Below are 21872 nucleotides of genomic sequence, written 5' to 3' on the forward strand. Positions count from 1 at the left end.
AATGTTCTCTTTATTGAAAGTAATGATGCTGAATAAATTCGCTGATGTGCCGCAGACCGGTGCGCGGCGAAAGATCATTGTTTTTGACGGCCTGTAGCGTCTGCTGGAAATAGCGGTCGAAATCGGTGCGGGCAAACAGCAGATGCAGGGCTTCTTCTTCAGCCTGCTGGTGTAACCAGTCCACCGCCTGCTGCTGGCGAACTTTTTCCAGTCGGCCGCTGGCGGTCAGGCACGTTTTAAAGTCGCTAATCGCCTGCCAAACCTCCTCGATACCGCGTTTTTCCAGGGCGCTACAGGTCAGAACCCGCGGCTGCCACTCGTCATATTTGCGGCGCAGAATATGCAGGGCGGATTCGTACATATGGCGGGCAATGGCAACGCTGGTATGGTTATCACCGTCGTCCTTATTGATGACGACCAGATCCGCCATTTCCATCAGTCCTTTTTTGATGCCCTGTAAATCGTCGCCACCGCCAGCGATTTGCAGTGAGATAAAGCAATCCACCATGCCTGCGACTTCGGTTTCTGACTGTCCTACGCCGACGGTTTCCACAATCACCACGTCAAAGCCAGCCGCTTCGCACAGCAGCATTAATTCGCGGGCGCGCTGGCTGGCACCGCCTAAATGACCGCTGGAAGGGACCGGTCGAATAAACGCAGATTCGGCGCGGGCCAGCTCCGTCATGCGGGTTTTATCGCCAAGAATGCTGCCGCCGCTGACCGGGCTGCTGGGATCGACGGCGATCACCGCTACCCGTAATCCGTGGTGGATAAGCAGCATGCCGAATGCTTCCAGGAAAGTGCTTTTGCCCGCGCCCGGCGTACCGGTGATCCCCAAACGCAGGGCGTTACCGGTGAACGGCATTATCGCGTCCAGCAATTGCGTACTCAGTGGCTGGTGGCGCGGGTGGTTGCTTTCGACCAGCGTCATCGCCTGGGCGAGCGTAGCCCGTTCGCCGAGTCGCAAACGGCGGACGGTATCTTCAAGCGTGGCGGCGTTAATCATGATGCTGACTGATACGGGTTAACACATCGCGGACGCTGTCGAGCATTGGCGTGCCGGGGCCATAAATGGCTGCCACGCCATGTTCGTGCAGGAAGGCGTAATCCTGTGGCGGAATAACGCCTCCTGCTACCACGCAGATATCTTCACGCCCCCATTTTTTGAGTGCGGTAACCAACTCAGGAATCAGCGTTTTATGGCCCGCCGCCAGTGACGATGCGCCTATTACATGCACATCGTTTTCTACCGCCAGACGGGCGATCTCTTCCGGAGTGGAGAACATCGGGCTGAGATCGACATCGAAACCGAGATCGGAATAGGCGCTGGCGATCACCTTCGCGCCGCGATCGTGGCCGTCCTGACCCATCTTGGCGATCAGAATACGCGGGCGGCGGCCATTTTCCGCGAGGAACTGCTCGGTTTGCGCAACGATGGTATCGAACTCATCGGCGGATTTGTCTGACTGGTGATAGCTTTGCGCAATCACGCCGGTGACGCAGTGGCTGGGAACCAGATACCGATCAAAAGCGACTTCCAGCGCGTCGGAGATTTCACCCAGCGTGGCGCGAACACGGGCGGCGTTGACGGCAGCAGCCAGCAGGTTTTCATTATGCTGCGCGGCGTGGGTCAGTGCCGTGAGCGCGGCTTTAACGGCATCGTTGTCGCGGGTGGTGCGGATATGTTTCAGCGAGGCAATCTGCTCGTTGCGCACCTTCACGTTGTCGATCTCCAGTACCGACGTCTCGTCTTCTTTATCCAGCTTGTACTTATTGACGCCGACGATAACGCGCTTACCCTGGTCGATCAGCGACTGTTCACGCGCGGAAGCTTCTTCGATCATCCGTTTAGGGAGCCCGGCTTCGATCGCTTTCGCCATGCCGCCTGCCTCGTCAATCTGTTTGATGATCGTGCGTGCCTGCTTCACAATTTGATCGGTGAGTGACTCGACGTAATACGATCCGGCCAGCGGATCAACGGTGCGGCAGATCTCTGATTCTTCCTGAATGATGATTTGCGTATTACGCGCAATACGGGCGGAGAAATCGGTGGGCAGACCGAGCGCTTCATCAAAGGCGTTGGTATGCAGCGACTGGGTGCCGCCAAGCGTAGCGCCGAGTGCTTCAATAGTGGTTCGTACCACGTTGTTATATGGATCCTGCTCGGTCAGGCTCCAGCCAGACGTCTGGCAGTGGGTACGCAGAGCGAGAGATTTCGGGTTGGTCGCGCCAAAGCTGCTGACCGCTTCACTCCACAAATAGCGCGCCGCGCGCAGCATGGCGACGTTCATAAACAGATCCATGCCGATACCGAAGAAGAACGACAGGCGCGGGGCGAAGTCATCAATTTTCAGTCCGGCGGAGAGTGCAGCTTTGATGTATTCAATACCGTCTGCCAGCGTAAACGCTACCTGCTGCACGCAGTTCGCTCCGGCTTCACCCATGTGATAGCCGCTGATGCTGATGGTGTTAAAGCGCGGCATGTTGCCGGAGCACCAGGCGATGATGTCGGCGATAATGCGCATGGACGGTTTTGGTGGATAAATGTAGGTGTTGCGGCACAGGTACTCTTTCAGAATATCGTTCTGAATGGTCCCGGTGAGTTGTTCCGGCGTTACGCCTTGTTCTTCTGCAGCGACGATATAAAACGCCAGAACAGGTAGAACCGCGCCGTTCATGGTCATCGATACTGACATCTTATCCAGCGGGATCTGGTCGAACAGTATCTTCATATCTTCGACGGTATCGATCGCCACGCCCGCTTTGCCGACGTCACCCGCCACGCGCGGGTTGTCAGAGTCATAGCCACGATGGGTGGCAAGGTCAAAGGCGACGGAAAGCCCTTTTTGCCCGGCGGCGAGGTTGCGGCGGTAAAAGGCGTTGGACTCTTTGGCGGTAGAGAAACCAGCGTACTGACGAATGGTCCACGGCTGCGCGGTATACATGGTGGCGCGCGGGCCACGCACGTAAGGCGGCAGGCCGGGAAGGGTGCCCGTGACTTCCAGATTATCGAGGTCCGCTTCGGTGTACAGCGGCTTGATGGCAATCCCTTCCGCCGTCTGTCTTTCCAGCGACTCGACGGTTTTTTCCCGTCGACTGAGTTCTTTATTGGCGAGTGTTTGCCACTCCTGCACGTTTGCCATTTTTTGCTCCGTATTACGCAATAAGTTGAATCTTTGCGAATACGGTGAGCTTTTTCATTTGGCTTGTCGCCAGCAAAAAATAGCCAACAGGGCGTCGTTTTTTGCCGCGTGGCGTGTTTGATTTTGTGATTTATTTCAAAGACGTGGCGGGAATAGCATGAAAAGAGGGTAAAAGGCTTGTCGGCCGGATAGGGCGTTACGCCACCATCCGGCACTCAGAGGTTATGAGCGGTTTAATCCTGACGCAGTACGTTGTGACCATAGGCCAGCAGCGCATCGGTGACGTTGCGCATCATGCGGCTTTCCGGTGCAAAACGGTGCCAGTACAGCATCCGGCGCTGGAACAGACCTGGCGTTAAGTCGATAAGCTCACCGCTTTCCAGTTCTTTCTCAATCTGCAAGTGGGGGATCATGCAGCAGGTCGTTCCCTGACGCGCCAATTGAACAAAGGCTTCAGACGAGTTAACGATATGACACGGCACGCTGCCCGGCGGCAGGTCGAAGTTTTGTTGCAGGAACGCCTGGTGCATATCATCAAGATGGTCAAACGCTACCGCTGGGGCTTTCAGCAGGGCAGAGCGGGTGACGCCGTTAGGGAAATAACGCTCGGCGAAAGGTTTAGAACCGACAAACAGGTAGTCCAGCGCGCCGAGTTTATCCACCAGACAGCTTGGCAGCGCCTGATGTTGAATACTCACCGCACCGACCACTTCACCACGACGCAGACGTTCCTGAGTTCGGGTTTCATCCTCAACCTGCAGGTTCAGCCGAATCGGCGAATTTGCCAGTACCGGAGCCAGCGCCGGAAGCAACCAGGTCGCCAGACTGTCGGCGTTCACCGCCAGTGAGAGCAGCAGCGGCGTCGAGCCGGTTTGTTCATCACCCAGCCACTCGTCTTCCAGCAGTTCAACCTGACGCAAAAGCGCCAGTAGTTTCTGCCCCTGTTCGGTTGGGCGTGGTGGTACGGTACGCACCAGCAGCGGTTGTCCGAACATATTCTCAAGCTGTTTTATGCGCTGTGAAACCGCGGATTGCGTGATGCACAGCTTTTGCGCCGCGCGCTCAAATCCTCGTTCACGAATAACCGCATCCAGTGCTTGTAGTGTTCTGTAGTCCGGACGTTTCATTGCTTTGACGCACTCCTGAAAATTTTGCTTGTTCTGCACTATGACACAAATTTAGGTTGGGTAAAGACGAAATCCGCCGCTTGCGAGCGGGTGTGGGAACATTTTTCTGCACAATGTTCTATAATGCGCGTGAATTTTCCCACCATATTCACACCACAGGCGAAACGATCATGACGCAGGATGAACTGAAAAAAGCAGTAGGATGGGCGGCACTTCAGTATGTACAGCCCGGTACCATTGTGGGCGTAGGTACAGGTTCAACAGCCGCACACTTTATTGATGCGCTGGGCACAATGAAAGGTCAGATTGAAGGTGCGGTATCCAGTTCGGACGCTTCAACCGAAAAACTCAAAAGCCTCGGTATCCACGTGTTCGATCTTAACGAAGTGGACAGCCTCGGCGTATACGTTGACGGCGCGGATGAAATCAACGGCCACATGCAGATGATCAAGGGCGGCGGCGCAGCGTTGACCCGTGAAAAAATTATTGCTTCCGTGGCGAAGAAATTTATCTGCATTGCCGACGCGTCCAAAGAAGTCGATATTCTCGGTAACTTCCCACTGCCGGTTGAAGTGATCCCAATGGCGCGCAGCGCTGTGGCTCGCCAGTTGGTGAAGCTGGGCGGTCGTCCTGAATACCGTCAGGGCGTAGTGACGGACAATGGTAACGTGATCCTTGATGTACACGGTCTGGAGATCCTCGATGCCATCGCGATGGAAAACGCCATCAATGCGATTCCGGGCGTGGTAACCGTCGGTCTGTTTGCCAACCGTGGTGCGGATGTCGCGCTGATCGGTACACCAGACGGCGTGAAAACTATCGTAAAATGATCTGACGGGAGTGTCTTCTCCCGTTAAAAAAATTTTGGCAGGGCAAATTTGGTGACTTGTGTCACGTTTATAATATTGTCCTGCCGATCTCTCCAAAGAAAAAGTTATCGCCAGTATTTTCCTCTGACATTTCTCTCTGAATGACATTTCTTCAGCACGGCGACGCAAACGTTCATATTGCCGCAATATTATTTTTTGATATGTTGAAGAGACGGATGAAAATCCCACACACAACACATCAGTTTGAACAAAAAAAGACAGGGTCGGGGAAATGGCAAAGGTATCACTGGAGAAAGATAAGATTAAATTTCTGCTGGTTGAAGGCGTGCATCAAAAAGCGCTCGAAAGCCTTCGTGCAGCAGGTTATACCAACATCGAGTTTCATAAAGGCGCTCTGGACACTGAACAACTGAAAGAGTCCATCCGTGATGCCCACTTCATTGGCCTGCGATCCCGTACCCATCTGACTGAAGATGTGATTGACGCCGCAGAGAAACTGGTCGCGATTGGCTGCTTCTGTATCGGCACCAACCAGGTTGATCTCAGCGCTGCGGCAAAGCGCGGTATCCCCGTGTTTAACGCACCATTCTCTAACACGCGTTCCGTTGCGGAACTGGTGATTGGCGAACTGCTGCTGCTGCTACGCGGCGTACCCGAAGCAAACGCCAAAGCACACCGCGGCGTGTGGAATAAACTGGCTACCGGCTCGTTTGAAGCGCGTGGCAAAAAACTGGGGATCATCGGCTATGGTCACATTGGTACTCAGCTAGGCATTCTGGCGGAATCGCTGGGGATGCACGTCTATTTCTATGATATTGAAAATAAACTCCCGCTCGGCAACGCCACGCAGGTGCAGCATCTTTCCGACCTGCTCAATATGAGCGACGTGGTCAGTTTGCACGTACCGGAAAATGCCTCCACTAAAAATCTGATGGGCGCGCGTGAGATTGCGTTGATGAAACCAGGCGCGCTGCTGATTAACGCCGCACGCGGCACAGTTGTTGATATTCCTGCGCTGTGCGACGCGTTAGCGACCAAGCACCTGGCAGGGGCAGCAATCGACGTATTCCCAACTGAGCCGGCAACCAACAGCGATCCTTTCACTTCGCCGCTGTGTGATTTCGACAACGTGATCCTGACGCCGCACATTGGTGGTTCAACGCTGGAAGCACAGGAAAACATCGGTTTGGAAGTGGCTGGGAAACTGACCAAGTATTCCGACAACGGCTCTACGCTGTCTGCAGTTAACTTCCCGGAAGTTTCGCTGCCGCTGCACGGCGGTCGTCGTCTGATGCACATTCACGAAAACCGTCCGGGCGTACTGACTGCGCTGAACCAGATTTTTGCCGAGCAGGGCGTCAACATTGCCGCGCAGTATCTGCAGACTTCCGCACAGGTAGGCTACGTGGTTATTGATATTGAAGCGGATGAAGATGTGGCAGAGAAAGCGCTGCTGGCGATGAAAGCCCTTCCGGGAACCATTCGCGCTCGTCTGCTGTACTGATTTCCTCTACATGGGCAGGCGATGACCTGCCCATCTTTCCTCTGATTTTCCGGCCTCAAAATCTCTTCCTGTCACGCATACATTCTGTTTTCGAGCCTTGCCGCAATTGGCAAAAAAGCTACCACTCCCAGATTTTGGACGGCGTCACCACCGCAGGCAGCGGGATATCCCATTCTTCGACAGGTAGCTTTTCCACTCGCTGACAATCGTGCGCGTAGCCTACGGGCTGGATCTTATGCTGCTGCCAGTTTTGAAGCGTCCGATCGTAAAATCCGCCGCCCATACCCAGGCGTTGCCCGACCTCATCAAACGCCACTAACGGCGTAATCAGTACATCCAGCTGTGAGAGCGGCAATACGTCACGTACATCAAGTCGTGGTTCCTGGATCTTTAAGCGATTGGTTACCAGGTCGCTGTGCGGATGATAATGCAGGAACAGCAGGTTGCCAGGGCTGAAGGGATGAAGAACCGGAAGATAGACGCGCTTGCCCGCTCGCCACAGCTGATCTATTAGCGGCTGGGTATCGAGTTCGCCATCGAACGAGAGGAATACCGCCACGGTATGAGCGAGTACAACAGGGGGATAACTGAGCATTCGGGTCGCGGCTTGCTGACCGTATTGTCGTTGCTGTTCGGAAGTAAGCGCGCGACGACGCTGCCGAATCAGTTGACGGATTTCTTGTCGGGATAAAGGGAGTTCAGAAAGTAATGTCATGGCTGTTGCCAGGTAGAAGGGAATCTCCGAGATGCCGCCGCAGGCTGTAACCCTTGAACCCTTGGTTCAAGGTGAATGCGTCGTCACAGTTTTAAGGCTTCTCGGACGGGCCGAGCATGCTCACCAACCGTGGAGCGCCACATTCTTGTGGTATGAAATATCGGCTCAGGGGACTGGCCCGCTTGCAAACATCTCAGAGAAATTTTGTCTTCACGGTCACTCTACCACAGTAAACCGAAAAGTGTTATTCAAAGTTTTGGCCCGTTTTTTCGGTTATGCGACCCTGATCAAGCAACGCCTGTTCGATGGTCTGTTGTAGCATCCGAATACGTTGTTCCATGCTCGCCGCGTACTCACGCGTCTTCGCTTTTTCCTGAGTTAATTCATAGCTGATGTTCAACGCGGCGATGAAAACCAACTGCTCAGTATTTGTGACTCTAGTGCGAACTTTCAGATCTTGCAATCGCTGATTGAGATCGTCCGCAGCCTGATTCAACGCATCCCTTTGTTCAGGCGGGCAATTCACTCGCAGTGAACGGCCAAATATTTGGATATCGACGGGTTGTGCAGACATGCCACCTTCCTGCTGATTGACTGCGCTGCCTTCGTCTCCAGACCGTGGGTCCGCGAAGGGGCGACACTATAGCTACCCTGGTATCAAGATACAAGCCCTTTTCTGGTCCACCAGGGTCCAAAGTGGTAGCATACCATGAATATTCCTCCCTTTGATGACGAATGCTTATGTCTATACAGAACGAAATGCCTGGTTACAACGAAGTTAGCCAGTTTTTGAACCAACAAGGGGCTGGATTAACCCCGGCCGAAATGCACGGCTTGATAAGCGGAATGATTTGCGGCGGAAACAACGACAGCTCATGGCAGCCGCTGCTGCACGACCTGACGAACGAAGGTCTGGCCTTTGGTCACGAGCTGGCTCAGGCGCTGCTGAAAATGCACTCTGCCACCAGTGATGCCCTCGAAGACGACGGCTTCCTTTTTCAGCTTTATCTGCCTGAAGGGGATGACGTCAGCGTGTTCGATCGCGCCGATGCGCTGGCGGGATGGGTAAACCACTTTTTACTGGGCCTTGGCGTCACGCAGCCGAAGCTCGACAAAGTGACCGGCGAAACCGGGGAAGCGATTGATGACCTGCGCAATATCGCTCAATTGGGATATGACGAAGACGAAGATCAGGAAGAGCTGGAAATGTCGCTCGAAGAGATCATCGAATACGTGCGCGTAGCCGCCTTGCTGTGCCATGACACGTTTACGCGTCAGCAGCCGACCGCGCCGGAAGTCCGTAAACCGACTCTGCACTAAGAACGAAACGCAAAGGAGAGTGTGATGAGCGAGATATCTCAGCAAGAATTCCAGCGTCGTCGCCAGGCTTTACTGGCACAAATGCAGCCCGGCAGCGCCGCGCTGATTTTTGCCGCACCGGAAGCGACGCGTAGTGCGGACAGTGAATACCCTTACCGCCAAAGCAGTGATTTCTGGTACTTCACCGGTTTTAACGAACCTGAAGCCGTGCTGGTGCTGATTAAAAGTGATGACACTCATAACCACAGCGTTTTGTTCAATCGGGTTCGCGATCTGACGGCGGAAATCTGGTTTGGCCGCCGTCTGGGCCAGGATGCTGCCCCGGCAAAACTTGGCGTTGACCGGGCGCTGGCCTTCAGTGAAATCAACCAACAGCTGTATTTACTGCTCAATGGTCTGGACGCGGTATACCACGCCCAGGGCGAGTATGCCTGGGCCGACGAGATTGTGTGCACGGCGCTGGATAAACTGCGCAAAGGCTCCAGACAAAATCTGCACGCGCCTGCCGCGATAATCGACTGGCGTCCGATGGTGCATGAAATGCGCCTGTTCAAATCACCGGAAGAAATTGCGGTCATGCGTCGTGCCGGAGAAATCACCGCACTGGCGCATACCCGCGCGATGGAAAAATGCCGTCCAGGAATGTTTGAATACCAGTTAGAAGGGGAGATTCACCATGAATTTACCCGTCATGGCGCGCGTTATCCGTCCTATAACACGATTGTCGGCAGCGGTGAAAACGGCTGTATCCTGCATTACACCGAAAATGAAAGTGAAATGCGCGATGGCGATCTGGTGCTAATCGACGCTGGATGCGAATACAAAGGCTATGCGGGTGACATTACGCGTACCTTCCCGGTAAACGGTAAATTTACCCCAGCACAGCGTGAAATCTACGATATCGTACTGGAATCCTTAGAGACCAGCCTGCGTCTGTATCGTCCCGGAACGTCCATTCAGGAAGTCACTGGCGAAGTGGTGCGCATCATGATTACGGGCCTGGTGAAGCTTGGCATTCTGCACGGTGATGTCGATCAGTTGATTACCGAAAATGCGCACCGCCCATTCTTTATGCATGGCCTAAGTCACTGGCTGGGTCTGGATGTGCACGACGTCGGCGTTTATGGTCAGGACCGCTCACGTATTCTTGAGCCGGGAATGGTACTCACCGTCGAACCGGGACTGTATATCGCGCCGGACGCCGATGTACCGCCGGCTTATCGTGGTATCGGCATTCGTATTGAGGATGACATCCTCATCACCGAGGACGGCAATGAAAACCTGACCGCCAGCGTAGTGAAGAAAGCTGATGACATTGAAGCCTTAATGGCTGCGGCGCGACTGCAATGAGCGTGATTATCGTTGGTGGTGGTATGGTCGGTGCGACGCTGGCGCTGGCCATTTCCCAGCTCAGTCATGGGACGCTGCCAGTTCATCTGATAGAAGCGAGCGAACCTGAAACTGACCGTCATCCTGGGTTTGACGCCCGGGCGATCGCGCTGGCGGCAGGAACCTGCCAACAGCTGGCGCGAATTGGCGTATGGCAGGCGATTGCCGATTGCGCAACGGCCATTAAAACGGTTCACGTCAGCGATCGCGGCCATGCCGGATTTGTGACGCTGGATGCGCAGGAATACCGTATTCCGGCTCTGGGCCAGGTGGTAGAACTGCACGACGTCGGGCTGCGTCTGTTTGCGCTGCTGCGCAAAGCACCTGGCGTCACATTGCACTGCCCCGACCGCGTAGCCAGCGTGTCGCGCACGCAGGAGCGCGTTGAAGTGACGCTGGAGAATGGCGAGATGATTACCGGTCGCCTGCTGGTGGCTGCTGACGGCACGCGTTCCGCACTGGCGACTGCCTGCGGTGTTGACTGGCTGCAACAGCCTTATGAGCAACTGGCGGTGATTGCCAACGTCACGACCTCTGTACCGCACGATGGGCGAGCGTTTGAACGCTTCACGCAATATGGCCCGCTGGCAATGCTGCCAATGTCTGACGGTCGCTGCTCGCTGGTGTGGTGCCATCCGCTGGAGCAGCGTGATGAGATCATGGCCTGGTCCGACGAACAGTTTTGCCGTGAACTGCAAACCGCTTTTGGCTGGCGACTGGGACGTATTACCCAGGCTGGTAAACGCAGCGCTTATCCGCTTTCGTTAACTACGGCGCTGAAAGCGATTACCCATCGTACCGTGCTGGTAGGGAACGCCGCCCAGACGCTGCATCCCATTGCCGGGCAAGGTTTCAACCTTGGCCTGCGCGACGTAATGAGCCTGGCTGAGACGTTGACGCAGGCGCAAAACAACGCGGAAGATGTGGGTGATTATGCGGTGCTGGCACGCTATCAGCAGCGCCGCGAGCGCGATCGCGAGACGACGATTGGTGTGACCAACAATTTAGTGTATTTGTTTGCCAATCACTGGGCCCCGCTGGTTGTTGGGCGCAATGTCGGGTTGATGGCGATGGAATTATTCACCCCTGCGCGCGATGCGCTGGCGGAGCGGACCCTGGGTTGGGTTGCACGATAAATATGACCTGTAGGCCGGATAAGGCAACGCCGACATCCGGCAAGGGTCCCCGCAAAAATGCCTGATGGCGCTGCGCTTATCAGGCCTACGGATTACAGGTTTCGAGGTACAAACAGTGCAAAGTGTTGATGTAGCAATTGTTGGTGGCGGCATGGTGGGGCTGGCGGTTGCCTGCGGCCTGCAGGGCAGTGGGTTGCGCGTTGCTGTATTAGAACAACATGTTCCGCAGCCGTTGGCGGCGGATGCACCTCCTCAGCTTCGCGTTTCGGCCATTAATGCAGCCAGCGAAAAACTGCTTACCCGTCTTGGCGTCTGGTCCGACATTGTTGCCCGTCGCGCTTGCTGCTACCACGGCATGGAAGTCTGGGACAAAGACAGCTTTGGACGCATTGAGTTTGATGACCAGAGCATGGGTTACAGCCATTTGGGCCACATCGTTGAAAACTCAGAAATCCATTATGTGTTGTGGCAAAAGGCACAGCGTTCAGCGGATATTACGCTGATGGCGCCAGCTGAAATACAGCAGGTGGCCTGGGGCGAGAACGAGGCATTTCTGAGCCTCAAAGATGGCGCAATGCTGACGGCGCGTCTGGTCGTCGGTGCCGATGGTGCTAATTCCTGGCTGCGCAATAAAGCGGACATTCCGCTCACCTTCTGGGACTACCGTCATCATGCGCTGGTGGCGACTATCCGTACGCAGGAAGCTCACGGTGCGGTTGCGCGTCAGGCGTTTCATGGCGAGGGGATCCTGGCATTCCTGCCACTCAGCGATCCACACCTGTGTTCTATCGTCTGGTCGCTCTCGCCGCAGGAAGCAGAACGTATGCAGCAGGCAAGCGTTGACGAGTTTAATCAGGCGCTGAATATCGCTTTTGATAATCGTCTGGGGCTGTGCAGCCTTGAAAGCGAACGTCAGGCGTTTCCGCTGACGGGACGTTATGCTCGCCAGTTCGCGGCCCATCGTCTGGCGCTGGTTGGGGATGCGGCGCATACCATCCACCCGCTGGCGGGTCAGGGGGTTAACCTTGGCTTTATGGATGCGGCGGAACTGATCGATGAGCTTAAGCGGCTACAGCGTCAGGGCAAAGATATTGGGCAGTATCTCTATTTACGCCGCTACGAGCGCAGTCGTAAGCACAGCGCAGCGCTGATGCTGGCGGGGATGCAGGGTTTCCGTGAACTGTTTGCAGGCGAGAATCCGGCGAAAAAACTGCTACGCGATATTGGGCTGAAACTGGCTGATACCCTCCCGGGCGTAAAACCACAACTCATCCGTCAGGCGATGGGACTGAACGATCTTCCCGAGTGGTTACGATAGTGTCCGTAAGGACAATCTTAAGAGTTTGAGACCCGTCACACTTTCCTCTCCCGGCCTTCGCGCCGGGGTGCTTCTCTCATTTGAAATAATCTAATTCCACGCCTTTTTTCGCATTAGTTTTTCTAATATTACGTTTTTTTCATAACGCCATTTTTGACATTTTTTCCACATTTAATGTGGATTGGTGCTGTAATTTTGCGCTTATATTTGTTTGTTGTTCTGATTGATTGCTATATGTATGGAGTTTTATTCTGTTGGCGATCTGGCTGTTTTTCGCCATAAGCTAATGTGATGGTTAATTTTGACTTATGGTTTAGCGTCTGTTTCGGTGGTAAGTTCAGGACAAAGAGAACGTTTGCGTCGTAGCCCTGGAGCGGCTGCGGTGCTGGGTTTCGTGGCGAAAATTTCACCGCGAAAGAGTTGGTAGCCCCGCTTATTCAACGAGGAAAAGATGGCTCAACAGACTCCTTTGTACGAACAACACACGCTATGTGGCGCGCGCATGGTCGATTTCCATGGCTGGATGATGCCACTGCATTACGGTTCTCAGCTCGATGAACACCATGCTGTTCGCACCGACGCCGGAATGTTTGATGTGTCGCATATGACCATCGTCGACCTGCGCGGTAGCCGCACCCGGGAGTTCTTGCGTTATCTGCTGGCAAACGACGTTGCGAAGCTAACGAAATCGGGTAAAGCCCTCTACTCCGGGATGCTCAACGCTTCGGGCGGCGTGATAGATGACCTGATTGTCTACTACTTCACTGAAGATTTCTTCCGCCTCGTTGTAAACTCCGCCACCCGCGAAAAAGACCTCTCCTGGATTACCCAACACGCTGAACCTTACGCCATCGACATCACCGTTCGTGACGACCTGTCGCTGATTGCGGTGCAGGGGCCAAATGCGCAGGAAAAAGCAGCTACGTTGTTTACTGACGAGCAGCGTCATGCGGTTGAAGGCATGAAGCCGTTTTTCGGCGTTCAGGCAGGTGATTTGTTTATCGCAACCACCGGTTATACCGGCGAAGCAGGTTATGAAATTGCCATGCCGAATGAAAAGGCGGCAGATTTCTGGCGTGCGCTGGTACAGGCTGGTGTCAAACCTTGCGGTCTCGGCGCGCGTGACACCCTGCGTCTGGAAGCGGGTATGAACCTGTATGGCCAGGAGATGGACGAAGGTATTTCTCCGCTGGCGGCCAACATGGGCTGGACCATCGAGTGGGAACCGGCTGACCGCGACTTTATTGGTCGTGAAGCGCTGGAAATGCAGCGTGAAAAAGGCCACGAACAGCTGGTCGGGCTGGTGATGACTGAGAAGGGCGTGCTGCGTAATGAACTGCCGGTGCGTTTCACCGATGCTTCTGGCAACCAGCATGAAGGCATTATCACCAGTGGCACATTCTCCCCAACCCTGGGTTACAGCATCGCGTTGGCGCGCGTGCCTGCGGGTATCGGTGAGACTGCGATCGTACAGATCCGTAACCGTGAAATGCCGGTAAAAGTGACTAAACCTGTTTTTGTGCGTAACGGCAAAGCCGTCGCGTAATTCATCCTTTTTTGGAGATTGATTGATGAGCAACGTACCTGCAGAACTGAAATACAGCAAAGAACACGAATGGCTGCGCAAAGAAGCTGACGGCTCTTATACCGTTGGTATCACCGAACACGCTCAGGAGCTGTTAGGTGACATGGTTTTCGTTGACCTGCCAGAAGTTGGTGCCACCGTCAGCGCGGGCGATGATTGCGCCGTTGCGGAGTCCGTAAAAGCGGCATCCGATATCTATGCGCCAGTAGGCGGTGAGATTGTTGCGGTTAACGATGCGCTCAGCGACTCCCCGGAACTGGTTAACAGCGAACCGTATGCGGGCGGCTGGATTTTCAAAATCAAAGCCAGCGATGAAAGCGAAATTGAATCGCTGTTGGATGCCACTGCGTACGAGGCATTACTGGAAGACGAATAAGATTGTGCCGGATGGCACTGCGTTTATCCGGCCTACGGTTTTATGTAGGCCCGGTAAGCGTCAGCGCCACCGGGCAATTGAGTTAGAGACCATCACGATTCACTGCACGTTTCAGGAACCATCGCCCATGACACAGACGTTAAGCCAGCTTGAAAACAGCGGCGCTTTCATTGAACGCCACATCGGACCGGACGCCGCGCAGCAGCAAGAGATGCTGAATGCGGTTGGCGCCGAGTCGTTAAACGCGCTGATCGGCCAGATTGTGCCGAAAGACATTCAGCTCGCAACCCCGCCACAGGTGGGCGAGGCGGCGACCGAATACGCTGCGCTGGCTGAATTAAAAGCCATCGCCGGGCGTAACAAGCGCTTCACGTCCTACATTGGCATGGGCTACACCGCCGTGCAGTTGCCACCGGTTATTCTGCGTAACATGCTGGAAAACCCAGGCTGGTACACCGCATATACGCCGTATCAGCCGGAAGTCTCCCAGGGACGACTGGAAGCTCTTCTGAACTTCCAACAGGTCACACTGGACCTGACGGGGCTGGATATGGCTTCCGCTTCTCTGCTGGATGAAGCCACTGCGGCTGCTGAAGCCATGGCGATGGCCAAACGTGTCAGCAAACTGAAAAATGCCAACCGTTTCTTTGTGGCGGCTGATGTTCACCCGCAAACGCTGGACGTGGTTCGCACCCGTGCAGAAACCTTTGGCTTTGACGTCATTGTTGATGACGCGGCGAAAGCACTGGATCACCAGGATGTGTTTGGCGTGCTGTTGCAGCAGGTTGGCACCACCGGTGAAGTGCACGACTACAGCAAACTGATTGCCGAGCTGAAATCCCGTAAAGTTGTGGTCAGTGTCGCTGCCGACTTTATGGCGCTGGTACTGCTGACTGCACCGGGCAAACAGGGCGCGGATATTGTTTTCGGTTCTGCGCAACGTTTCGGCGTACCGATGGGTTACGGCGGCCCACACGCGGCATTCTTCGCCGCTAAAGACGAATTCAAACGCTCCATGCCAGGCCGTATTATCGGCGTATCGAAAGATGCGGCGGGCAATACCGCACTGCGCATGGCGATGCAGACTCGCGAGCAGCATATCCGCCGTGAGAAAGCGAACTCCAACATTTGTACCTCGCAGGTTCTGCTGGCCAACATCGCCAGCCTGTATGCCGTTTATCATGGTCCGGTTGGCCTGAAACGTATCGCTAATCGCATCCACCGCCTGACTGATATTCTGGCGGCCGGTCTGCAGCAGAAAGGGCTGAAGCTGCGCCATGCGCACTACTTCGACACTCTGTGTGTTGAAGTGGCCGACAAAGCGGCTGTTCTGGCGCGTGCCGAAGCGGCAGAAATCAACCTGCGTAGCGATATCCATAACGCGGTAGGCATTACGCTCGATGAAACCACCACCCGTGAAAACGTGGTGCAGTTGTTCAATGTTCTGCTGGGTGACAGCCATGGTTTGAATATCGATACGCTGGATAAAGATGTGGCGCTCGACAGCCGTTCCATTCAGGACAGCATGCTGCGTGACGATGCGATCCTCAGCCATCCGGTGTTTAATCGCTATCACAGTGAAACCGAGATGATGCGCTACATGCACTCGCTGGAGCGCAAAGATCTGGCGCTGAACCAGGCAATGATCCCGCTGGGTTCTTGCACCATGAAGCTGAACGCTGCCGCCGAGATGATCCCTATCACCTGGCCGGAATTCGCTGAACTTCACCCGTTCTGCCCGCCAGAGCAGGCAGAAGGTTATCACCAGATGATCGGCCAGCTTTCCGAGTGGCTGGTAAAACTGACCGGTTATGACGCCGTCTGCATGCAGCCGAACTCCGGCGCGCAGGGCGAATATGCGGGTCTGCTGGCGATTCGTCACTATCACGAAAGCCGTAACGAAGGCCACCGCGATATCTGTCTGATCCCGGCTTCTGCCCACGGCACCAACCCGGCATCCGCACAGATGGCGGGGATGCAGGTTGTGGTTGTCGCGTGTGATAAGAACGGCAACATCGACCTGGACGATCTGCGAGCAAAAGCAGAACAACATGCTGCGAATCTCTCCTGCATCATGGTGACCTATCCGTCTACTCACGGCGTGTATGAAGAAACGATCCGTGAAGTGTGCGACGTTGTGCACCAGTTTGGCGGCCAGGTTTACCTTGATGGCGCGAACATGAACGCTCAGGTTGGGATCACCACGCCGGGCTTTATCGGCGCAGATGTCTCGCACCTCAACCTGCATAAAACATTCTGCATTCCGCACGGCGGCGGCGGCCCAGGTATGGGACCGATTGGCGTCAAATCACATCTGGCACCGTTTGTACCGGGTCACAGCGTAGTGCAGATTGAAGGAATGCTCACCCGTCAGGGCGCAGTTTCAGCGGCGCCGTTCGGTAGCGCATCCATTCTGCCAATCAGCTGGATGTACATCCGTATGATGGGTGCAGAAGGTCTGAAGCAGGCAAGCCAGGTAGCTATCCTTAACGCTAACTACATTGCCAGCCGTCTGAAAGATGCTTATCCGGTACTGTATACCGGTCGCGACGGTCGCGTGGCGCATGAATGTATTCTCGACATTCGCCCACTGAAAGAAGAGACCGGCATCAGCGAACTGGATATTGCCAAGCGTCTGATCGATTACGGTTTCCATGCGCCGACCATGTCATTCCCGGTCGCGGGTACCCTGATGGTTGAACCGACTGAATCTGAAAGCAAAGTGGAACTTGATCGCTTTATCAATGCGATGCTGGCAATCCGCGCTGAAATCGATCGCGTGAAAGCCGGTGAATGGTCACTGGAAGATAACCCGCTGGTTAACTCACCGCACACGCAAAACGAGCTGGTCGCGGAGTGGAATCACGGTTATAGCCGAGAAATCGCCGTCTTCCCGGCTGGCGTGGCGAACAAATACTGGCCGACCGTGAAACGCCTTGATGATGTTTACGGTGACCGTAACCTGTTCTGCTCCTGCGTGCCGATGAGCGAATATCAGTAACTTTTCCGCGCAGTAAAGCTTTTGTAGGCCGGGTAAGGCGAAGACGCCTCCCGGCTTTTTCATATCTGGAGGTATCCATGGGAATCGCATTGGTTACTGGCGGCAGTCGCGGCATCGGGCGGGCAACCGCGCTGCAGTTAGCGCAAGAGGGTTACACGGTTGCGGTTAACTTTCATCACAATATCCGTGCGGCAACGGAGGTGGTGAATACCATTGCCGCTGCCGGGGGAAAGGCGTTTGCTCTACGGGCTGATATCAGCGATGAAAGCCAGGTTGTGGCAATGTTTGAATGCATTGACCGCGAAGGTGAACCACTGTCTGCGTTAGTGAATAATGCCGGGATTTTGTTTGAACAGAGCACGGTGGAAAGCCTAACCGCCGAAAGAATTAACCGCGTGCTGGCGACCAATGTTACCGGCTATTTTTTGTGTTGTCGGGAAGCGGTAAAGCGCATGTCTTTCAAACACGGAGGGCAAGGCGGGGCGATTGTGAATGTGTCTTCGGCGGCATCGCGGCTTGGTGCGCCATTCGAATATGTTGATTACGCGGCCTCAAAAGGCGCTGTGGACACGCTCACCACCGGCCTTGCGCTGGAGGTTGCGGCGCAAGGGATCCGCGTAAACTGCGTGCGACCTGGTCTTATCTACACTGAAATGCACGCATCAGGCGGCGAGCCGGGAAGGGTCGATCGCGTGAAATCGATGTTGCCTATGCAGCGCGGCGGACAACCGGAGGAGGTCGCGCAGGCGATTACCTGGCTGCTGAGCGAGAAGGCGTCGTACGTAACGGGCAGTTTTCTGGAACTGGCTGGCGGGAAGTAGGGTTTAATCGCCGGTTGGCGCTACGCTTATCCGGCCTACGGGAATTTAATCTGTAGGCTGGATAAGGCGTTTACGCCGCCATCCGGCAAAAAATCAAAGTTTCTCGCCGTTGCTGGCAATCACCGCTTTGTACCAGTTAAAACTTTTCTTGCGTGAACGCGACATATCGCCGGTGCCGTCGTCGTGTTTGTTCACGTAGATAAAGCCGTAACGTTTGCTGTACTGACCGGTGGTGAACGAGACACAGTCGATGCAGCCCCACGGAGTGTAGCCCATCAGGTCTACGCCATCATACGTTACCGCTTTCATCATCTCTTCAACGTGGGCGCGCAAATAGTCGATGCGATAGTCGTCGTTGATGCTGCCGTCTTCTTCCACTTTGTCGTAGGCACCAAATCCGTTTTCTACGATAAATAGCGGTTTCTGATAGCGCTCATACAGTTCGCATAAGGCGTAACGCAGACCGACCGGATCAATCTGCCAGCCCCAGTCGGACGCTTTTACGTGCGGGTTCGGTACGCTGCCCTCAAAACCAGAAATGGCATCGCCGCTGCCGCCTTCCGCTTTTACCGCGTTGGTCATGTAGTAACTGAATCCGAGATAGTCACAGGTGCCTTCACGCAGGATTTGCTCATCTCCAGCTTCCATTCGGATGTTGAATTCGCGGCGTTCCCACTCGTTCAGTACATATGATGGATAGTAGCCGCGCAGTTGAACGTCGGTGAAAACGTAGCGCTCACGCATCGATTCCTGCGCGAACATCACATCTTCAGGCTTACAGGAGAACGGGTACAGCGGCACCATCGCCAGCATGCAGCCGACTTTCATTTCCGGGTTGATGCGACGTGCGGCTTTCACTGCCAGAGCGCTGGCCACGAACTGGTGATGCAGCACCTGGTACATGGTTTCTTCCGGGTTTTCATGCTCGGTATACACCACGCCGGAGCAGCAATAACCAAACAGCGGTGCGCGCCAGTTGCGCTGGTTGTTGATCTCGTTAAAGGTCATCCAGTATTTGACCTTGTGCTTGTAGCGCTCAAAAACGACTTCAGCAAATCGGACAAAGAAATCGACGACTTTACGATTGGTCCAGCTGCCGTACTGTTGAACAAGGTGCAGCGGCATTTCAAAGTGGGAAAGGGTGATGACCGGTTCGATGTTGTACTTCAGCAGTTCATCGAACATGTCGTCGTAGAACTTTAGCCCTTCTTCATTCGGCTGGCTTTCGTCCCCTTTGGGGAAGATACGGGTCCAGGCGATTGAGGTACGGAAGCATTTGAAGCCCATCTCGGCAAACAGCTTGATGTCTTCTTTGTAATGACTGTAAAGATCGACGGCTTCGTGGTTGGGGTAGTACTTACCGGGCTCAACTTCCTGAGTGATTTCTCGCGGAACGCCGTGCGCACCACCGGTCAGTACATCGCAAATGCTGGGGCCTTTGCCACCTTTGTTCCAGCCGCCTTCAACCTGGTGCGCCGCAACCGCGCCACCCCATAAAAAATCTTTCGGTAAGGTAAGTTTTTTCATCTGCGCTCAGTCTCAAATTAATACCATCTGATTTTGAGTCTAACAAAGGAAAGATAAATGTCACGATATAACAAAATAGCGCTAATGTGATTTGTTACATCCAAAAAACAGATTGTTTTTTTACGCTATTCTTTTCGCCAACTTGCGGCCGAGTGATTCCAGAATATAAATAACAGGGATCTGCGTGGTTATATCGTATACCCCGGCAATGCGCGTCTGTGGAACGTGCCAGGAGAGATTAAAGTCAGCCAATTTGGCCAGCCGCGAATGTTCATGACTGGTGACAGACAGAACCTTACAGTTATGCAGGCTGAACTGGCTGGCAAAGCGCAGGATCTCTTCTGTTTCACCGGAAACAGAAAGCACGATCGCCAGCGCGTTTCTGGCCATGTCATTCGTTACCGGGAAATAAGGGTCATCAATGTGATTACTGAATTTTCCAACGTTTGAGAAAAAACGTGCGCCATATTTGGCTAAGGCTCCGGATGTTCCCGCCCCAACGAATATAATACGCTCGGAAGATAATATAATATCAACAGCCTGATCGAGCAGATTATCGAACTCATCGTTATTAACGCCTTTAAAGAAGCTGATAATTTCGCTGGCACCGAAATTAGCCTGTTGCGGTTCATTCTGCTCTAAATATAATTTGAAGCGCACGCGAAATTCTGAGTAACCTTCACACTTAAGCTTGCGGCAAAAGCGCAGTACGGTGGTAGTGGAAACACCCACGGCATCGGCCAGTTCGCGAATGGTCATGTACATGACTTTGTCACGGTTTTTGATGACATAGTTGTAGACCAGCATCTCAAGATTGTTGAGACTGGCGATGGCAGCGTGGGAGAACATACTCACAATGGCAAAACTCACTCATCAGACTTCATCTACAGGGAATAATAACATGCAGCCAAATGACATCACTTTTTTTCAGCGTTTCCAGGATGACATTCTGGCCGGACGCAAGACCATCACTATTCGTGACGAGTCTGAATCACATTTCAAAGCCGGGGACATTTTACGGGTTGGGCGCTTCGAAGATGACGGTTACTTCTGCACGATTGAGGTTGTTGGCACCTCAACCGTCACGCTGGATACGCTGACGGATAAACATGCCCAGCAGGAAAACATGACGCTTGAAGAACTTAAACGTGTCATTGCCGAGATTTACCCGGATCAGACGCAATTTTATGTGATTGATTTTAAATGCTTTTGATTTTAATGGTACGCATGTTAGCTGAAATTTAAAAACTAAAAACATGATTTTTAATGATAAATATTTATCTGGTAATTATTTTAGCTAACAGGTGTTCACTGGAACCATTCTCAGTTACGCTAGAGGAGCAATCACGATAGGGTTCGTTTCTCGGGAGTAAGTTATGGTTCAGAAGCCATTAATCGCGCAGGGATATTCGCTGGCAGAGGAAATAGCCAACAGCATCAGTCACGGTATCGGGCTGGTGTTTGGGATTGTCGGACTGGTGTTGTTGCTGGTTCAGGCAGTGGATACCAATGCCAGCGCTATGGCGATTACCAGCTATAGCCTGTACGGCGGCAGCATGATCCTGCTGTTCCTCGCCTCAACCTTGTATCACGCGATCCCCCATCAGAGAGCGAAAGTCTGGCTGAAAAAATTCGACCACTGTGCGATTTATCTGCTGATTGCCGGGACCTATACGCCATTTCTGCTGGTGGGGCTTGATTCGCCGCTGGCTCGTGGGTTGATGATTGTTATCTGGAGCCTGGCGCTGCTCGGTATTTTATTCAAACTGACCATCGCACACCGGTTTAAAATTCTGTCGCTGGTGACTTACCTGACAATGGGCTGGCTTTCGCTGATTGTGGTGTATCAACTGGCGGTGAAGTTGGCGGCGGGAGGCGTGACGTTGCTGGCTGTTGGCGGTGTGGTGTATTCGCTGGGCGTAATTTTCTACGTCTGTAAGCGTATTCCTTATAACCATGCGATCTGGCACGGTTTTGTGCTGGGCGGCAGCGTTTGCCACTTCCTGGCGATCTATCTGTACGTGGGGCAACACGCATAGATTCAGTGCAACCCCGGGGGCGGCGTAAACGCCTCGCCCGG

General features: G+C 54.0%; 19 protein-coding genes and 1 other RNA gene. 12 read left to right on the top strand and 8 right to left on the bottom strand.

Annotated features, from left to right (window positions below):
* Positions 1-10: 10 nt before the first annotated feature.
* From meaB to argP, 3 genes are all read right to left on the bottom strand, one after another.
* Positions 11-1006: a methylmalonyl Co-A mutase-associated GTPase MeaB gene (gene meaB / locus OGY10_RS16645; protein WP_032944909.1), complete on the bottom strand. Its 996-nt coding sequence runs from the start codon at positions 1004-1006 to the stop codon at positions 11-13.
* Positions 999-3143 carry a methylmalonyl-CoA mutase gene (gene scpA, locus OGY10_RS16650; protein WP_153686816.1) on the bottom strand — a complete coding sequence of 715 codons (2145 nt, stop codon included), beginning with the start codon at positions 3141-3143 and terminating at the stop codon, positions 999-1001. Before scpA ends, meaB begins: the two co-directional genes overlap by 8 nt.
* A gap of 233 nt (positions 3144-3376) precedes the next feature.
* Positions 3377-4270 carry a DNA-binding transcriptional regulator ArgP gene (gene argP / locus OGY10_RS16655; RefSeq protein WP_003825477.1) on the bottom strand — a complete coding sequence of 298 codons (894 nt, stop codon included), beginning with the start codon at positions 4268-4270 and terminating at the stop codon, positions 3377-3379.
* Between the two features lie 170 nt (positions 4271-4440).
* Between argP and rpiA the strand changes: the two genes are divergently transcribed.
* Together rpiA and serA are read left to right on the top strand one after the other, a co-directional pair.
* Entirely contained in the window at positions 4441-5100 is a 660-nt protein-coding gene (gene rpiA, locus OGY10_RS16660; RefSeq protein WP_003825479.1) for a ribose-5-phosphate isomerase RpiA, read from the top strand.
* A 271-nt stretch (positions 5101-5371) separates the two neighbouring features.
* Positions 5372-6604, top strand: a complete 1233-nt coding sequence (gene serA / locus OGY10_RS16665; protein ID WP_003825480.1) for a phosphoglycerate dehydrogenase — start codon at positions 5372-5374, stop codon at positions 6602-6604.
* Positions 6605-6722: 118 nt separating this feature from the next.
* On the opposite strand, the gene OGY10_RS16670 is transcribed toward serA, so the two are convergent.
* From OGY10_RS16670 to zapA, 3 genes are all read right to left on the bottom strand, one after another.
* Entirely contained in the window at positions 6723-7319 is a 597-nt protein-coding gene (locus OGY10_RS16670; protein WP_003825482.1) for a 5-formyltetrahydrofolate cyclo-ligase, read from the bottom strand.
* A 19-nt stretch (positions 7320-7338) separates the two neighbouring features.
* A non-coding RNA gene (gene ssrS, locus OGY10_RS16675) (6S RNA) lies at positions 7339-7522 on the bottom strand.
* A gap of 41 nt (positions 7523-7563) precedes the next feature.
* On the bottom strand, positions 7564-7893 hold the full coding sequence (zapA, locus tag OGY10_RS16680) for a cell division protein ZapA (protein ID WP_003026980.1): 330 nt from the start codon (positions 7891-7893) through the stop codon (positions 7564-7566).
* Between the two features lie 167 nt (positions 7894-8060).
* Between zapA and OGY10_RS16685 the strand changes: the two genes are divergently transcribed.
* The 8 genes from OGY10_RS16685 to OGY10_RS16720 all read left to right on the top strand — a co-directional run bounded on the left by OGY10_RS16685 (position 8061) and on the right by OGY10_RS16720 (position 18265).
* On the top strand, positions 8061-8639 hold the full coding sequence (locus OGY10_RS16685) for a YecA/YgfB family protein (protein ID WP_003026978.1): 579 nt from the start codon (positions 8061-8063) through the stop codon (positions 8637-8639).
* Positions 8640-8663: 24 nt separating this feature from the next.
* Positions 8664-9989, top strand: coding sequence for a Xaa-Pro aminopeptidase (pepP, locus tag OGY10_RS16690; protein ID WP_048215582.1), 1326 nt, complete (start codon positions 8664-8666; stop codon positions 9987-9989).
* A complete protein-coding gene (gene ubiH / locus OGY10_RS16695; RefSeq protein WP_191226794.1) occupies positions 9986-11164 on the top strand; it encodes a 2-octaprenyl-6-methoxyphenyl hydroxylase in 1179 nt (392 codons plus the stop codon). The genes pepP and ubiH overlap by 4 nt, the downstream gene beginning before the upstream one ends.
* A 115-nt stretch (positions 11165-11279) precedes the next feature.
* Entirely contained in the window at positions 11280-12482 is a 1203-nt protein-coding gene (gene ubiI / locus OGY10_RS16700) for an FAD-dependent 2-octaprenylphenol hydroxylase (RefSeq protein ID WP_191226795.1), read from the top strand.
* 451 nt (positions 12483-12933) lie between these two features.
* Positions 12934-14028: a glycine cleavage system aminomethyltransferase GcvT gene (gene gcvT / locus OGY10_RS16705; protein ID WP_286577067.1), complete on the top strand. Its 1095-nt coding sequence runs from the start codon at positions 12934-12936 to the stop codon at positions 14026-14028.
* A 25-nt stretch (positions 14029-14053) separates the two neighbouring features.
* The gene (gene gcvH / locus OGY10_RS16710) at positions 14054-14443 is read left to right on the top strand and encodes a glycine cleavage system protein GcvH (protein ID WP_003026965.1); all 390 of its coding nucleotides are present in this window, start codon (positions 14054-14056) and stop codon (positions 14441-14443) included.
* A gap of 127 nt (positions 14444-14570) precedes the next feature.
* Positions 14571-17444: an aminomethyl-transferring glycine dehydrogenase gene (gene gcvP / locus OGY10_RS16715; protein ID WP_003825499.1), complete on the top strand. Its 2874-nt coding sequence runs from the start codon at positions 14571-14573 to the stop codon at positions 17442-17444.
* Between the two features lie 77 nt (positions 17445-17521).
* A complete protein-coding gene (locus tag OGY10_RS16720; RefSeq protein WP_125363289.1) occupies positions 17522-18265 on the top strand; it encodes an SDR family oxidoreductase in 744 nt (247 codons plus the stop codon).
* A 93-nt stretch (positions 18266-18358) separates the two neighbouring features.
* Here the strand turns inward: OGY10_RS16720 and bglA are convergent, their stop codons facing one another.
* Together bglA and OGY10_RS16730 are read right to left on the bottom strand one after the other, a co-directional pair.
* Positions 18359-19792 (bottom strand): 6-phospho-beta-glucosidase BglA, encoded by a 1434-nt coding sequence (gene bglA, locus OGY10_RS16725; RefSeq protein ID WP_286577070.1) that lies wholly within the window; start codon positions 19790-19792, stop codon positions 18359-18361.
* A gap of 120 nt (positions 19793-19912) precedes the next feature.
* Positions 19913-20641, bottom strand: coding sequence for a MurR/RpiR family transcriptional regulator (locus tag OGY10_RS16730; RefSeq protein ID WP_008785744.1), 729 nt, complete (start codon positions 20639-20641; stop codon positions 19913-19915).
* 52 nt (positions 20642-20693) lie between these two features.
* Here OGY10_RS16730 and yqfB point away from each other — a divergent pair, with 52 nt between their 5' ends.
* A complete protein-coding gene (gene yqfB, locus OGY10_RS16735; protein ID WP_191226796.1) occupies positions 20694-21005 on the top strand; it encodes a N(4)-acetylcytidine aminohydrolase in 312 nt (103 codons plus the stop codon).
* 163 nt (positions 21006-21168) lie between these two features.
* Positions 21169-21831: a PAQR family membrane homeostasis protein TrhA gene (trhA, locus tag OGY10_RS16740; RefSeq protein WP_006686898.1), complete on the top strand. Its 663-nt coding sequence runs from the start codon at positions 21169-21171 to the stop codon at positions 21829-21831.
* Positions 21832-21872 lie beyond the last annotated feature (41 nt).

The organism is Citrobacter sp. Cpo148 (genome assembly GCF_030332375.1).
GTDB lineage: Bacteria > Pseudomonadota > Gammaproteobacteria > Enterobacterales > Enterobacteriaceae > Citrobacter > Citrobacter portucalensis.